This window comes from Marinobacter sp. B-12 (assembly GCF_056857915.1).
Genome location: NZ_JBSXOB010000063.1, coordinates 77,298 through 90,976, shown reverse-complemented (window position 1 = coordinate 90,976; position 13,679 = coordinate 77,298). Strand labels below are relative to the sequence as shown.

Below are 13,679 nucleotides of genomic sequence, written 5' to 3'. Positions count from 1 at the left end.
GTTATTTTTGTGCGTTTATACTGACTACAGGTTAAATTGACGTCTACGTAAACGTCAACTAAAAATCGTACTTTTTTGATCACCGTCTATTCGCAAAAATTCGCTGATCAACGCCAGCACCCGGTCAAGCTGCTGAATGTGGGGCGAATGTCCCGTTTCAGCCATGAACACCGGTTCGGCCCGATGTCCGATGCCCTCCACAATCCGGGTCACCTGTTCCGGAACCCCGTATTCATCATCATCCCCTTGAATGATCATAGCCGGGCAACGAATGGCGTCCAGCCAGGGGCCAAAATCCATGGACTCCTGAAAACCTTCATCCAGCCAGACGTCCTGCCAGGCGTAGAATAATGCATCGGTGCGCTCGCCGTGATGGCGCAGCAACTTCTCGCGAATGCCTTCTTCCAGGTAGCGCCGACGCATGTCACGGATACCTGCCAGGGTCAGGTGATCGGCCCAGGTATGGGCGGCCATGGTGATCAATCCCTTTACCCGCGCCTCCAGCGCTGCTGCGGCAATCAAGGCGATGGAGCCACCATCGCTATGGCCCACCAGAATCACCTCGTCAATCGCCAGCGCATCCAGCAACCGTGGCAACCACACAGTGCCTTCCTGCTCCAGGTAATCGTAGGGACGCGGCAGTGGCTCGTCACTGGAGGCACCGTAACCACGGCGCTCATAGATCAGCGCATCAAGGCCTGTGGCCTCTGCCAACTGGCTGGGGAACTGCTTCCATAAGGTAATGTTGCCCAAAGATTCATGCAGGAACACCAACACCGGCCCGGCACTGTCACCATGGCACAGGCGCTGGGCCTGAACCCTGACGCCCTCCCCCAGGGAAACCGAAAGATTGCTGACCTTCATGCCGTCACCGCTGTGCCGGAATCGCGTAGGTGATGGTGGCATGGGCAACCGGATCTTCCAGGCCATCGGAGAGAATATAGACTTCACCCACCCCGCTGGTCTTGCCGATTCTCAGCATGCTGGCCCGCGCCCGGATCGGGCTGTGGGCCACCGGCTTGCGCAGGAAGTTGATATTGAGGTTACTGGTCACCGCCAGCGGCACCAGGCCGATTTTACCCAGCAGCGCGGCATACAGGGCCACGTCCGCCAACGCCATCATGGCGGGGCCGGACACCGTGCCGCCGGGGCGCAGATGTTCTTCAGCAACCTCCAGCTTCATTTCAGCCCAGCCGTCGCCCAGCTCCTGCAAGGTGCCGTAGCGGGCACCCTGGGGAAACTGTTCGGCGAGGAAGGCCTGCAGTTCCTCGAAGGTCACCATCATCCCTGTTTCTCTTCCTTCGCCTGGTTGCGCAGAACAAAGCGCTGGATCTTGCCACTGGGGGTTTTTGGCAGCTCGTCCACGAATTCGATTTCACGGGGATAGGCGTGGGCAGAGAGGCGATGACGCACCAGTTCCTGCAATTCATCTTTCAACGCGTCTTCGCTTTCAGGCTCCTGATCACCCTTGATCACCACGTAGGCCTTGATGATCGAGCCGCGCTTTTCATCGGGCTTGGCGACGACACCGGACTCGGCCACTGCCTTGTGCTCCAGGAGGGTGCTTTCGACATCGGCAGGGCCCACACGGTAACCAGCGGTGGTGATGATGTCATCGTCACGGCCACTGAATGAGAAACAGCCGTCACCGTGACAAACCGCCATGTCGCCGGTCAGGTAATAGCCTTTTACGAACGGGTCTTTTTCACCCCAGGTGTAGCCGTCGAAGTGGAACAGCGGTGAGGCCTTTACATCGACCGCCACCTGTCCGATTTCGCCTTCGCCGACCTCTTCATTCTTTTCGTTCAGGGCGACGACCCGGTGTCCCGGCGAGGAATAGCCCATTGAGCCCTGGCGTACCGGGTGATCAAGACTGTGGAAATTGCAGCAGGTCATGCCGGTTTCGGTCTGACCATAGTGATCCTTAACCGGGCAGAAGTGACGCTTTTCAATCCAGCTCACTACTTCCGGGTTCAAAGGTTCGCCGGCACTGCTGGCGACTCTGAGCCCGAGATTTTCACCCTCCGGCAGTACATGGTCGTTGGCCTTCAGCAAACGGTAAGCCGTTGGTGCAGCCGCCAGATTGGTGATCTTGTACTTGCGGATCATGTCGTAGGTGGTTTCCGGGGTGAACGCGCCCGGATTGAAGTGGGTGGCATGCCCCATCAGCAACGGGCCCACCACGGCGTAATAAAGACCGTAGGCCCAGCCCGGATCAGCCACGTTCCAGAACACGTCATCGTCCCGCAGGTCGATGGCATATCTCATGTACACGTAAAACGCCAGCAATGCCTTGGCAGGAACCGCAACGCCTTTGGATTTACCAACCGTACCCGAGGTAAACATCTGCAGGAACGGATCACCACCTTTGATCAATACCGGCTCGAACTGGCCGGATTGCTCTGCCAGTGTCTTCTCAAAGTCCGGGATATCGCCACTGACTTCGGCGGCATTCACGCACACCACCGGCGCACAGTCCTTGACCTCGGTAAGTTTCGGATAGTTGACAGGGTCAGTGACTACCAGCTTGGTGCTGGCGCGCTCGAAACGATACTCGATGGCACCGGGACCGAAGGCGGTGAACAGTGGTTGATAAACGGCGCCAGCGCGTAGCGCGCCGGCAATGACAATCAGCAGCTCCGGGCTGCGGGGCAGCAGGGCGGCAACCCGGTCGCCCTTGCCGATACCCTTGGAGGTGAGGTAGTTCGCAAAACGGGCGGATTGCTCCTTCAGCTCGGCGAAGGTCAGCTTGCCGGAACCGCCGTCAGCTTTCTCGTAATAAAGCGCAACCCTTTGAGGGTCCTCCGCCCACTTGTCACAGATTTCCGTGCAGACGTTCAGGCCATCTTGCAGGTTACCCTCCAGGATCTCGGCTTCGAGGCTGGCAGGGTCGAAATTGTCATAGACCGATTGGTAATCCGGGAGACTCATAATCCAGTCCTTTTATTGTTGTGGAAAATTCTGACTTCAATGTTTATCACAGGCTATAGTTTACGTAAAGGTAAACTTTAAGCTAAAAATAAACGCCCTCAAAACCCGTCGACATGAACGAAATGTCCAACCAGACGTTCTGAAGGCGCTGGTACTCAGCCCTACCCGCGATAATAGAACTTCTGGATACTGGAGAAGTCCAGCCCGCCGTTACCCTCGTTGGCATGGAGCGCAAACAGGTTACGGGCCAATGATCCCATGGGAATGGGCGCCTGATTCTTAACCGCATTGTCGAAGGCCAGCCCCAGATCCTTATTCATCAGGTTTACCAGGAAGCCGCCCTCATAGTCACGGGACGCCGGCACACCCTCCATGACCCCCGGCCAGGGGTTGTAGACGTTCAGTGCCCAGTTACCACCGGAACTCTGCTTCATGATCTCCGACAGCACCGCAGGGTCCAGGCCGTTCTTCACGCCGAGGGCCAGGGCCTCGCTGGTACCACTCATCAGAATCGCCAGCAGCATGTTGTTGCAGATCTTGGCAATCTGTCCGGCACCATGTGGGCCGGCGTGGAAGATGTTCTTGCCCATGCACTCAAGAACGGGTTTAGCGCGCTCGAAGGCGTCCGCTTCACCACCGCAGATAAAGGTCAGGGTTCCCGCCTTGGCGCCACCGACACCGCCGGAGACCGGCGCGTCCATAAAGGTAATACCGGCAGCAACCGCAGCCTCAGCCACACCTTTCGCGGTTTCCGGCGCAATGGTGGAAGAATCGATCACCAACGTTGTGGATGGCAGGTTTTTCAACAGCCCGTTGTCACCGAGGTAAACCGCTTCCACGTGCTGACCCGCAGGTAGCATGGAAATCACCACCTCGGCACCTTCCACCGCCTCCTGGATTGTCGCCGCGGATTTTGCGCCTTCGCTGGTGAGCGCCTTGACTGCCTCGGAAGACAGATCAAACACGGTCAGGTCATGGCCTGCCTTGACGAGGTTGGCGGCCATGGGACCGCCCATGTTGCCAAGACCGATAAATGTGATAGTCGCCATATTGTTGTTCTCCATTATTTGATCAGTGTTGGTCTGTTCGGTTCAGGGCTCAATAAAGAACCGGTCGATCCACTCAGGGTCCACGCTTTTCAGTGTTGGGAAATGCCAGCGTGGCTTCAGGTCCTTGTCAATCAACAGTGCCCGGACGCCCTCGGCAAATTCACCCATTTTCAGGCAGCGTTTGGATATTTGAAGTTCCTTGTCGAAAACCTGGGACAGGCTGTCATGCAAGGTGTCGTGATAGTGTTGCCAGGTCAGAGTCAGAGAAGCTGGCGACGCCGCCGCGACCGTCTTGACCGCCTTGATCAACCAGGGATCTTCGCCGGCGTACTGGCCCAGGTTGTCCACCACTTCCACCAGCGAATCGCCGTCGGTAAGGGCCTGGATCACATCGAAGTGCTCGCGCACCACGGCCTGTGGCATTGCCTCGCGGGAGCCCGCTTCAAACCGTCGCAACACTTTGCTGACAGCGGCATGGGCGCCACCCTCAAGGCCACCAAAGCCAGACTGCTGCAGGGCCTGTTTGACCTCGTCACGCATATCGTGGCGAATAAACCGGTCCGCCAACCCGGTAAACAGCGCATCAGCGCCGTTCATCCGCGCCCCTGTCAGCCCCAGGAACAAACCGATCCGGCCCGGCATTTTATTGAGGAACCAACCAGCGCCTACATCCGGGTAAAGGCCGATACTCACTTCCGGCATCGCGACCCGTGAATGCTCCGTGACCACACGATGGGAACCGCCGGACATCAGGCCGATGCCGCCGCCCATCACCACTCCATTGCCCCAGACGATTAAAGGCTTGGGATAGGTGTGAATCTGGTAGTCCAGTTCGTATTCGTCGGTGAAGAATCTATCCCCTTCACTAACAGAACGACTGTCGGAGCGCGGCTCCGTCATGTCGCGATACAGCGCCACAATATCTCCGCCGGCGCACAGAGCCTTGTCGCCCTCGCCTTCCAGCCATACGGCGCCGATCGTGTCGTCTGCAGCCCACTGGTCCAGCTTTGCCTTCAACAGGTGGATCATCTCCAGCGACAGTGCGTTCATGGCACGTGGCGCGTTCAGTCGCGCCACACCAATGCGGCTGCCGCCAGCGGCTTCCAGTTCCTCAAAAATGACTACTTGATCGCTCATACCATTCACTCAGTAATCCGGCCGGGTTTATCGATGCTTTATATCGGTGCTTTTTACCGGTTCTTCCATTCCGGGGTGCGCTTTTCAAGGAACGCATTCACCCCTTCGCGCTGGTCTTCGGTGCTGAACAGTTCGATAAACAGTTCCCGCTCCATTCTCCAGCCGTCGTCGTGGCTGCGGCCATCACGGGCGCTCATCACCAGGGTCTTGCAGCGGGCAACGGACGAAGGGCTCTGTTTGCCGGCCATTTCCGCCAGCTCCAGCGCCTTGTCGAGAGCTGCGCCCTGCGGCACCACTTCTTCCACCAGCCCGATGCTCAGAGCCTTGTCGGCCTTGATACGCTCACCACACAGAATCATCCGCTTGGCCCAGCCTTCGCCGACCAGCCAGGGCAGGTTCTGCGTCCCACCGGCACAGGGCAGCAGGCCAACGGTGGCCTCTGGCAAGGCCATTTGGGCGTGTTCCTCGGCAATGCGGATATCGCAGGCCAGGGCGCACTCCAGACCACCCCCCATGGCATAGCCGTTCACCGCAGCGATAGACACGCCACGGAACCGCACCAGGGCATCGAAAGCCTGGCCAAACGCCTGAGCCATGACACTGGCATTACCAATGTCGCCGTCGGCGAAGGCCTTGAGGTCGGCGCCGGCGGAGAAAAACTTCTCGCCCTGGCCAGTCACCACCAGCGCAAAAATATTACGATCTGCATTCAGCGCTTCGATGGTTTCTTCCAGCGCTTTCAGGGAAGCCTTGGTCCAGGTATTGGCCGGAGGATTGTTAATGGTGATGATCGCGGTGTGGCCGCGTTTTTCCAACTGAATCAATTCGCTCATATGAATTCTCGCCTTTTGTTAGTTGGCTGAGGCTTTTTTACCTGATGGGCTGAGGCTCTTATTGGATAGCTTCAGCGACACCAGGCTCCAGTAACCGGCGGGCTACGATCAGCCGCATGATTTCGTTGGTGCCTTCCAGAATCTGATGCACCCGCAGGTCGCGTACGTAGCGCTCCAGCGGGTACTCGCGGATATAGCCGTAACCACCGTGAAGTTGAAGTGCCTCGTTGCACACCTCGAAACAGGCATCAGTGGCGAAGCGCTTGGCCATGGCGCAATGCAGCGTGGCTTCGGTATCGCCCTGATCCAGCCGGTAGGCCGCCAGGCGAACCATCTGCCGCGCGGCTACCAGGTTGGTTGCCATGTCCGCCAGCTTGAACTGCAGCGCCTGGAAACCTGCCAGGGCCTGGCCGAACTGCTCGCGCTCGTGCATGTAATTGCGGGCACGCAATAGCGCCGCCTGGGCGCCCCCCATGGAGCAGGTGGCAATGTTCAGGCGCCCGCCGTCCAGGCCTTTCATGGCGATCATGAAGCCCTGACCTTCTTCACCCAGCCGGTTATTGGCCGGCACGCGCACGTTCTCGAAGGTAATCTGGCGGGTGGGCTGGCTGTTCCAACCCATTTTTTCCTCGGCCTTGCCGTAGTGGATACCGTCACTGTCAGCAGGCACCACGAAGGCACTGATCCCTTTTGGGCCGCTGCCGGGTTCGCCGGTACGAGCCATCACCACCAGCATCTGGGTGGCGCCGGCGCCAGAAATAAACACCTTGCTGCCGTTCAGCACGTAGCTATCGCCGTCCCGTGTGGCCTTGGTACGCAGGTTACCGGCGTCAGAGCCGGCGCCCGGCTCCGTCAGACAGTAGGAACCCAGCCACTCGCCGCTGGCCATTTTCGGGGCGATCTGTTGCTGGATATCGGCATTGCTAAACTGCGCGACCATCCATGTCGCCATGTTGTGGATGGTGATGTAGGCAGCCGTGGAAGGACAGGCAGCTGCCAGCTCTTCCACGATCACGCTGGTATCCAGTCGCGACAGCCCCATGCCACCCTGGGCTTCCGGCGTGTAAATACCGCAAAAGCCCATCTCACCGGCCTCGCGAATCACTTCCACCGGGAACACATGCTCGGCATCCCATTTGGCGGCGTGAGGAGCCATGGCCTTCTCCGCGAAGGCCCTGGCGGCCTCGCGGAAGGCCAGCTGATCTTCGGTCAGATCAAAGTTCATGGGCTCTCCTTACCGCATGCGGATGGAGAAGTTGGTTTCAGCCACCGCGTCGCTGCTGAACCAGCGACAGGTAATGGTCTTGGTCTCGGTGTAGAATTTCACCGCCTGCTTGCCGTAGGCGTGCTGGTCACCGTAGAAGGAGCCTTTCCAGCCAGTGAAGGAGAAGAACGGCAGGGGCACTGGAATGGGCACGTTGATACCCACCTGACCCACTTCAATCTCATGCTGGTAGCGGCGTGCCGCACCACCGGAGCTGGTGAAGATGGATGTACCGTTACCGTACGGGCTGTCGTTTACCAGATTGATGGCATCTTCCAGGGTGTCCACTTCCATGCAGGCCAGCACCGGGCCAAAGATCTCTTCCTTGTAGACATCCATCTCCGGCTTGACCCCGGCGAACAGCGTCGGCCCAACCCAGTTGCCGTCAGGCAGACCATCAACGGTGCAGTTGCGGCCATCCAGCAGCAGCTTGGCGCCTTCTTCCTCACCGCGGGTAATCAGTGATTCCACGCGCTGCTTCGCCTGCTTGCTGATAATCGGGCCATAGCTGGCTTCCTTGTCGTTCCAGGCACCGGGTCTGACCGCAGCCAGGGCTTCCTTCACTTCTGGAATCCACTCCTGGGCCTCGCCCACGAACACGGCCACGGAAATCGCCATGCAACGCTGGCCGGCCGCACCCACCGATGCGCCCACCAGAGCTTTGACCACCTGATTCTTGTCCGCATCCGGCAGGATCACCATGTGGTTCTTGGCACCGGCGAAACTCTGTACACGCTTCATGTTACGGGTGCCGGTTTCGTAGATATAACGGCCCACCGGTACGGAGCCAACGAACGACACGGCCTTGATGGCCGGATCGGTCAGCAGCACGTCTACCTGTTCTTTACCGCCGTGGACGACCTGCAGCACACCCTTGGGGGCGCCTGCTTCTTCAAACAGTTCCGCCAGACGCATCGGGGTCAGCGGGTCCTGCTCGGACGGCTTGAGAATGAAGGTGTTACCGGAAGCAATGGCCATCGGGAACATCCACAGCGGGATCATGGCCGGGAAGTTGAACGGCGTGATACCGGCACAGACACCCAGCGGCTGGGTGTAGGAATAGGTGTCGATTTCACGGGCCACGTTCTCAACGGTTTCACCCATCATCAGCGAGGGGATGTTGGCGGCGTGCTCCACAACCTCGATACCACGCCATACATCGCCTTTGGCATCCTCGAAGGTTTTGCCGGTTTCGCTGGACAGGATCTCGGCGATTTCATCATGGTGCTCTTTCAGCAGCGCCTGGTAACGCATCATTACCCGGGCACGCTCGGAGACCGGTACTTCTTTCCAGGTCTTGAACACTTCGCCTGCGTTGTCGATAGCGCGACGCATCTCGGCGTCTGTGGTGCAGGGCGCACGGGCAATCACTTCGTTGGTGGCAGGATCGGTAACGTCAATCCACTGGTCGGTCTGGCTCTGGACGAACTCACCGGCGATATAAAGGGGTACGTTTTTCATAGCGATATTCCCTGTCATTGTTGTAGGTAGTTGGGCCTGAGCCCTAAGGTTGATACCGATCCTAGCACAGCCTTCTACCGCTTAATGATTGACTAAGTTTCGACCATGATGGACTATCTTTCGATATCACAGGAAAGAAGACACCCACAATGACCAAGACGTCCCAGTGGCCTGTACCGCCAGACAGCATTCGATATGTCATTCCTGACCCGGTTATACGCGGCTTGTCACGACACCCCCTGACCCGTGACCTGTACCCGCTCGCCTTCGGCCACTACCGCCGCGCTGCAGGCCACCACATGCACCGGGAACACCATAACGACGATCTTTTGATCCATTGCACTGAGGGAGAAGCTTACCTGAGCGTTGAGGACGAACCCTGCCTGATACGGGCGGGCGACCTGGTGCTGATACCGGCCGGCGCCGCACACCGATACACCGCCGCACCGGAGAACCCATGGACAATCCATTGGGTTCACTACGCGGGCCCGCTGACGGAACATTTTCGAGAGCACATGGGGTTTACCGAAGGCATCTACGTTCAGCACATCGGGCGACAACCCAGGTTACTCGTGGATTTCAACGGCCTGCTTTCGGTAAGGCAAACCGGCTTCCGCACCCCCGGCCTGGTGCATGTGGCCAACCGCCTGCGCCAGCTGCTGGCGGCCGTCCCCCTGAGTGTCGGCGAAGCGGGCCACGCGCAGCAGCCGGACCTGGACATCATCCATAACTTCATGCGGGAGCATCTGGATGAGCGCATCACCCTCCATCAGCTGGCGGACCTGACGGGGCTCTCACCCGCGCACTTTTCCACCCGTTACCGGGCCCTGACCGGCGTCTCCCCGATTCAGCACTTCCTGCACCTGAAAGTGGAACAGGCCTGCCAGTTGCTGGACACCACGGATCATTCCTTTACCCAGATCAGCAGCCTTCTGGGTTATGACGACAATTACTATTTTTCCCGACTGTTCAAGAAGGTCATGGGCCAATCCCCCACCGACTACCGCCACACCCATCGCCATTAACTCTTCATGATATTCCTTTCATGAAAGGGGCTTGCGGTTGAAAAACTGACTCACACCCGGACTTACTGCGTACAGGTTTTAACATTTACCGACAAAGAAGGAACACGGACCATGGCGAATGCGAAAGGCTACGCAGCCGAATCAGCCGACTCCGAGCTGGCCCCCATCAGCTTTGAACGGCGTGAACCGCGCCCGGACGATGTCTCCATCGAGATTGACTACTGCGGGGTCTGCCACACCGATATCCACTTTGCCGAGAATGATTGGGGTGTTACTCAGTTCCCGGTGGTTCCGGGACACGAGATTATTGGCCGTGTCACCGCCGTCGGCTCCGACGTGACCGATTATAAGGTGGGCGATACGGTGGGCGTAGGCTGCATGGTGGACTCCTGCCGCACCTGTTCCGCCTGCGAAACCGGTCTTGAACAGTATTGCCAGGAAGGCATGACTGCTACCTACAATGGTGAAGACCGCCATGACGGCTCTATCACCTATGGCGGCTATTCCGACAGGGTTATCGTCAGCGAGCGCTTTGTGGTGAAGGTTCCGGAAAAGCTGGATCCGGTCTCCGCCGCCCCCATTCTCTGCGCTGGCATTACCACCTACTCACCCCTGCGCCACTATGGCGTTAAAGCCGGTGACAAAGTGGGCGTGATCGGCATGGGTGGACTCGGTCACATGGGCGTGAAATTCGCCAAGGCCCTGGGTGCGGAGGTCACCATTTTCACCCGCTCAGAGAGCAAGGTGGCTGAAGCGAAGCAGCAGGGCGCCGACCATGTCGTCGTTTCCACCGACGACCATCAGATGGAAGCGGCCGCCGAGTCCTTCGACTTCATGCTGGACACCGTGCCGGTTCAGCACGACCTGAACCCTTACCTGAACTGCCTGACGTTCGACGGCACCCACATCCTCGTGGGTTTGCTGGAATCGGTCGCCCCACCCCTGGAAGCCGGCAATCTGGTGTTCAAGCGCCGCGTATTAGCAGGTTCTCTCATCGGAGGCATGCCTGAAACCCAGGAAGTTCTGGACTTCTGTGCCGATCATGGCATCACCTGCGACGTGGAAATGATCGACATCAGAAACATCAACGAAGCCTACGAGCGCATGAAGAAAGGCGATGTGAAGTACCGTTTTGTGATCGACATGAAGACACTGAAAGCCGCTTGACCCAAAGGCGAGCCGCCAGTCGCGCTTCAACGGCGCTGGCGGCGCCGTCCTGGCTGTCTCTGTACCATGAAACGACACACAAAGCTTACTGACCGTAACGTCCCTGTGACGTACTCTGTAATACTGCGAAAACCCGTTACCAGGGATGCCTATGGGATTTACCGTTCACCTGCCGACTTTGCTGCTGTTGTCAGTCGCGATCAATCTATTGATCGGCGGGTTGCTATGGGCCATTTTCAAGCTTCGCTCCCGCCAGCATTGTTTCCGGTTGTGGGCGCTGGCGTGCATGGCCTTCGCGGCAGGCACCCTGTTTGCAGGCGCGCGCGCCTTTATCGATGCTCCCTGGATCACCGTTTTCCTGGCCCACGTATTTCTCGGCTTTTCGCCTTTTCTGGTCTTGGCCGGCCTGCAGCGCTTCTCCGGCAGAGCATCGCGTAAAACCCGCCGGTTTCGCCAGGTCCTGCGCTTCTCCGCGGCCGGCTATTTGCTAATTCTTCTGCTCTCCTTCCAAGGCGACCCGCTGAATGCCCGCCTGCTAACAGCTCTCTTTTCTGCCGCCCTTTTCAGCTTTGCAATCTACACTCTGTCGAAACTGGACACCACGCCGTCGTTGCCTGTCAGGATTCTGAAGGTACTTTTTACGGTACATGGGGTATTGATGATGTCCCAGGCACTGGTGATCGGTGTGGATTGGTTGGGTCTGAACCAGACCAACACCGGTTTCCTGCTGCGCCTGATCCTCATCAACCATATCCTGCTGGCCTCCGCAACGACCCTGGCACTTCCGTTGCTGGCCTTCACCCAGTCCGAACAGCGCCTACGCATTATGGCTGAACGGGATGGCCTTACCGGACTCTTTAATCGCCGGTCTCTGTTCCGGGAGGGAATACGGGCCTTTGATAACGCAGCGCAGTCCCAGGCACAGCTGGCCGTTCTGATGATGGACCTGGATCACTTCAAACAGGTCAACGACCGCTGGGGGCACGCAGCCGGAGATGAAGCCCTCCGCCTGGTCAGCCGCACACTGAGACACGAATTGAGGGACGACGACATCATTGGCCGCGTCGGAGGAGAAGAGTTTGCAGTGGTTCTTCGCATCACCGGCGATGACGACGTGCGCATCATCACCCACCGCCTGCTGGAAGCCATCGCCACCAATGGCCAGGAAATACAGGGTTTACCGCTGTACATCTCTGCCAGCATTGGGGGGGTCGAAAAGGCCGACCGCCACAAAACCTTCGCAGATATGATGATCGAAGCCGACTCGGCGCTATACAATGCGAAAAACAAGGGACGGAACCGGGTGGAATTTGAACAGCTACCCCCGGAGACCACAACTCCCTGAGCGGCTCGACCACAACAATCCTCAGGAGGCTACTTGACGCAACCGCCGGTATACACCGAGTCCAATGGTGCTGTGCTGACCATCATTCTGGCCCGCCCCGAAAAACGAAACGCCGTTGACCGCAAAACGGCCAACGCCCTGCACGAAGCTTTCACTGATTTTGAAGCCGATGACAATCTCAAGGTGGCGGTGCTCTGGGGCGAAGGCGGCAACTTTTGCGCTGGCGCTGACCTGGAGGCCGTCGGCGACCCGGAGCGTCGCAACGAGATTGAGGCAACTGGAACAGCGCCAGGCCCTATGGGCCCGTCCCGCATGGATCTCTCCAAACCCGTGATTGCTGCCGTATCCGGTTATGCGGTGGCGGGCGGCCTGGAGCTGGCCCTGCTGTGCGATATGAGGGTGGTCGAGGCATCCGCCACCTTTGGCGTATTCTGCCGCCGGTGGGGAGTCCCGCTGATTGATGGCGGCACCGTGCGCCTGCCTCGCATTATCGGCCACGGCAATGCGATGGACATGATCCTGACCGGGCGACCGGTTGGCGCCGACGAAGCCAAAACCATGGGGCTGGCAAACCGGGTTGTGCCCGACGGGCAGGCTCGTTTCGCCGCCGAGGCCCTGGCGGCAGACATCGCCGGATTCCCTCAGAAATGCCTGCGCGCCGACCGACATTCCGCCATTCATCAGTGGGATCTAAAACTGTCCAAGGCATTGGCTGCCGAAGGAGCTGGCGGTTATCCTGTGGTGTTTGAAGAGGCCATTGAAGGCGCCGGCCGATTTGCTGGCGGCGCCGGACGCCATGGCTCTTTTCGCGAGCCCAACGAACCCAAACCCAGCGAGCCTGAATGAGACTGGTCTGTATATCGGATACCCACAGTATGCATCGTCAGGTTTCCGTACCCGACGGTGACGTGCTTATCCACGCCGGTGATTGCCTGGGAGTGGGCACCCTTGAGGAACTCGAGGATCTGGACAACTGGTTTTCCGAACAGCCCCACCGCCACAAGATCCTGATTGCCGGCAACCACGACTGGTGCCTGCAGGATGAGCCTGCCGACGCCGAGGCATTGATCAGGAACGCCATTTACCTTCGGGACAGAAGTATCAACATCGAAGGAGTAAAATTCTGGGGCAGCCCCTGGACACCGATCTTTTTCGACTGGGCATTCAACCTCGAGCGTGGAACGGCCATTGCGGAGCGCTGGGCACAGATACCGTCGGACACTGATGTTTTGATCACCCATGGTCCGCCAGCAGGCATCCTCGACCAGGTGAACGAGTCACTGGCTGTAGGCTGTGGCGATCTGGCCTGGGAGCTGGAACGGCTCACGCTCAAACTCCACATCTTCGGCCATATCCACGAAAGCTATGGCCAGCAGACGCTGAATGACTGTCGGTATATCAACGCCAGCACCTGCACCGGCCAATACAAGCCGCTGAATCCACCGATTGTCGTGGATATCTGACGCC

Annotated in this window: 13 protein-coding genes; 5 read left to right on the top strand and 8 right to left on the bottom strand. The window is 58.6% G+C overall.

Going from position 1 to position 13,679, the window contains the following annotated elements:
- Window positions 1-54 precede the first annotated feature (54 nt).
- The 8 genes from AC13D2_RS18105 to AC13D2_RS18070 form a co-directional block, all read right to left on the bottom strand.
- Entirely contained in the window at window positions 55-864 is an 810-nt protein-coding gene (locus tag AC13D2_RS18105; protein ID WP_292046446.1) for an alpha/beta fold hydrolase, read from the bottom strand.
- A gap of 4 nt (window positions 865-868) precedes the next feature.
- Window positions 869-1,285: a PaaI family thioesterase gene (locus AC13D2_RS18100; protein ID WP_292046447.1), complete on the bottom strand. Its 417-nt coding sequence runs from the start codon at window positions 1,283-1,285 to the stop codon at window positions 869-871.
- Complete coding sequence (locus AC13D2_RS18095) at window positions 1,282-2,931, bottom strand: AMP-binding protein (protein WP_482938989.1); 1,650 nt, start codon at window positions 2,929-2,931, stop codon at window positions 1,282-1,284. Before AC13D2_RS18095 ends, AC13D2_RS18100 begins: the two co-directional genes overlap by 4 nt.
- A gap of 161 nt (window positions 2,932-3,092) precedes the next feature.
- Complete coding sequence (mmsB, locus tag AC13D2_RS18090) at window positions 3,093-3,980, bottom strand: 3-hydroxyisobutyrate dehydrogenase (RefSeq protein ID WP_292046449.1); 888 nt, start codon at window positions 3,978-3,980, stop codon at window positions 3,093-3,095.
- Window positions 3,981-4,022: 42 nt separating this feature from the next.
- Window positions 4,023-5,117, bottom strand: a complete 1,095-nt coding sequence (locus AC13D2_RS18085; RefSeq protein WP_292046450.1) for an enoyl-CoA hydratase/isomerase family protein — start codon at window positions 5,115-5,117, stop codon at window positions 4,023-4,025.
- A gap of 53 nt (window positions 5,118-5,170) precedes the next feature.
- The gene (locus AC13D2_RS18080; protein ID WP_036202464.1) at window positions 5,171-5,950 is read right to left on the bottom strand and encodes an enoyl-CoA hydratase; all 780 of its coding nucleotides are present in this window, start codon (window positions 5,948-5,950) and stop codon (window positions 5,171-5,173) included.
- A 58-nt stretch (window positions 5,951-6,008) separates the two neighbouring features.
- Complete coding sequence (locus AC13D2_RS18075; RefSeq protein WP_300493741.1) at window positions 6,009-7,175, bottom strand: acyl-CoA dehydrogenase family protein; 1,167 nt, start codon at window positions 7,173-7,175, stop codon at window positions 6,009-6,011.
- A 9-nt stretch (window positions 7,176-7,184) separates the two neighbouring features.
- On the bottom strand, window positions 7,185-8,675 hold the full coding sequence (locus tag AC13D2_RS18070) for a CoA-acylating methylmalonate-semialdehyde dehydrogenase (RefSeq protein WP_482938988.1): 1,491 nt from the start codon (window positions 8,673-8,675) through the stop codon (window positions 7,185-7,187).
- Window positions 8,676-8,824: 149 nt separating this feature from the next.
- Between AC13D2_RS18070 and AC13D2_RS18065 the strand changes: the two genes are divergently transcribed.
- From AC13D2_RS18065 to AC13D2_RS18045, 5 genes are all read left to right on the top strand, one after another.
- Window positions 8,825-9,700 (top strand): AraC family transcriptional regulator, encoded by an 876-nt coding sequence (locus AC13D2_RS18065; RefSeq protein ID WP_300493737.1) that lies wholly within the window; start codon window positions 8,825-8,827, stop codon window positions 9,698-9,700.
- A gap of 111 nt (window positions 9,701-9,811) precedes the next feature.
- Entirely contained in the window at window positions 9,812-10,867 is a 1,056-nt protein-coding gene (locus tag AC13D2_RS18060; protein WP_482938987.1) for an NAD(P)-dependent alcohol dehydrogenase, read from the top strand.
- A 151-nt stretch (window positions 10,868-11,018) separates the two neighbouring features.
- Window positions 11,019-12,212 carry a GGDEF domain-containing protein gene (locus AC13D2_RS18055; RefSeq protein WP_420390213.1) on the top strand — a complete coding sequence of 398 codons (1,194 nt, stop codon included), beginning with the start codon at window positions 11,019-11,021 and terminating at the stop codon, window positions 12,210-12,212.
- Window positions 12,213-12,245: 33 nt separating this feature from the next.
- Window positions 12,246-13,058, top strand: a complete 813-nt coding sequence (locus AC13D2_RS18050; protein WP_292046458.1) for a crotonase/enoyl-CoA hydratase family protein — start codon at window positions 12,246-12,248, stop codon at window positions 13,056-13,058.
- Window positions 13,055-13,675 (top strand): metallophosphatase domain-containing protein, encoded by a 621-nt coding sequence (locus tag AC13D2_RS18045; RefSeq protein WP_292046459.1) that lies wholly within the window; start codon window positions 13,055-13,057, stop codon window positions 13,673-13,675. Before AC13D2_RS18050 ends, AC13D2_RS18045 begins: the two co-directional genes overlap by 4 nt.
- The last annotated feature ends 4 nt before the right edge of the window (window positions 13,676-13,679 follow it).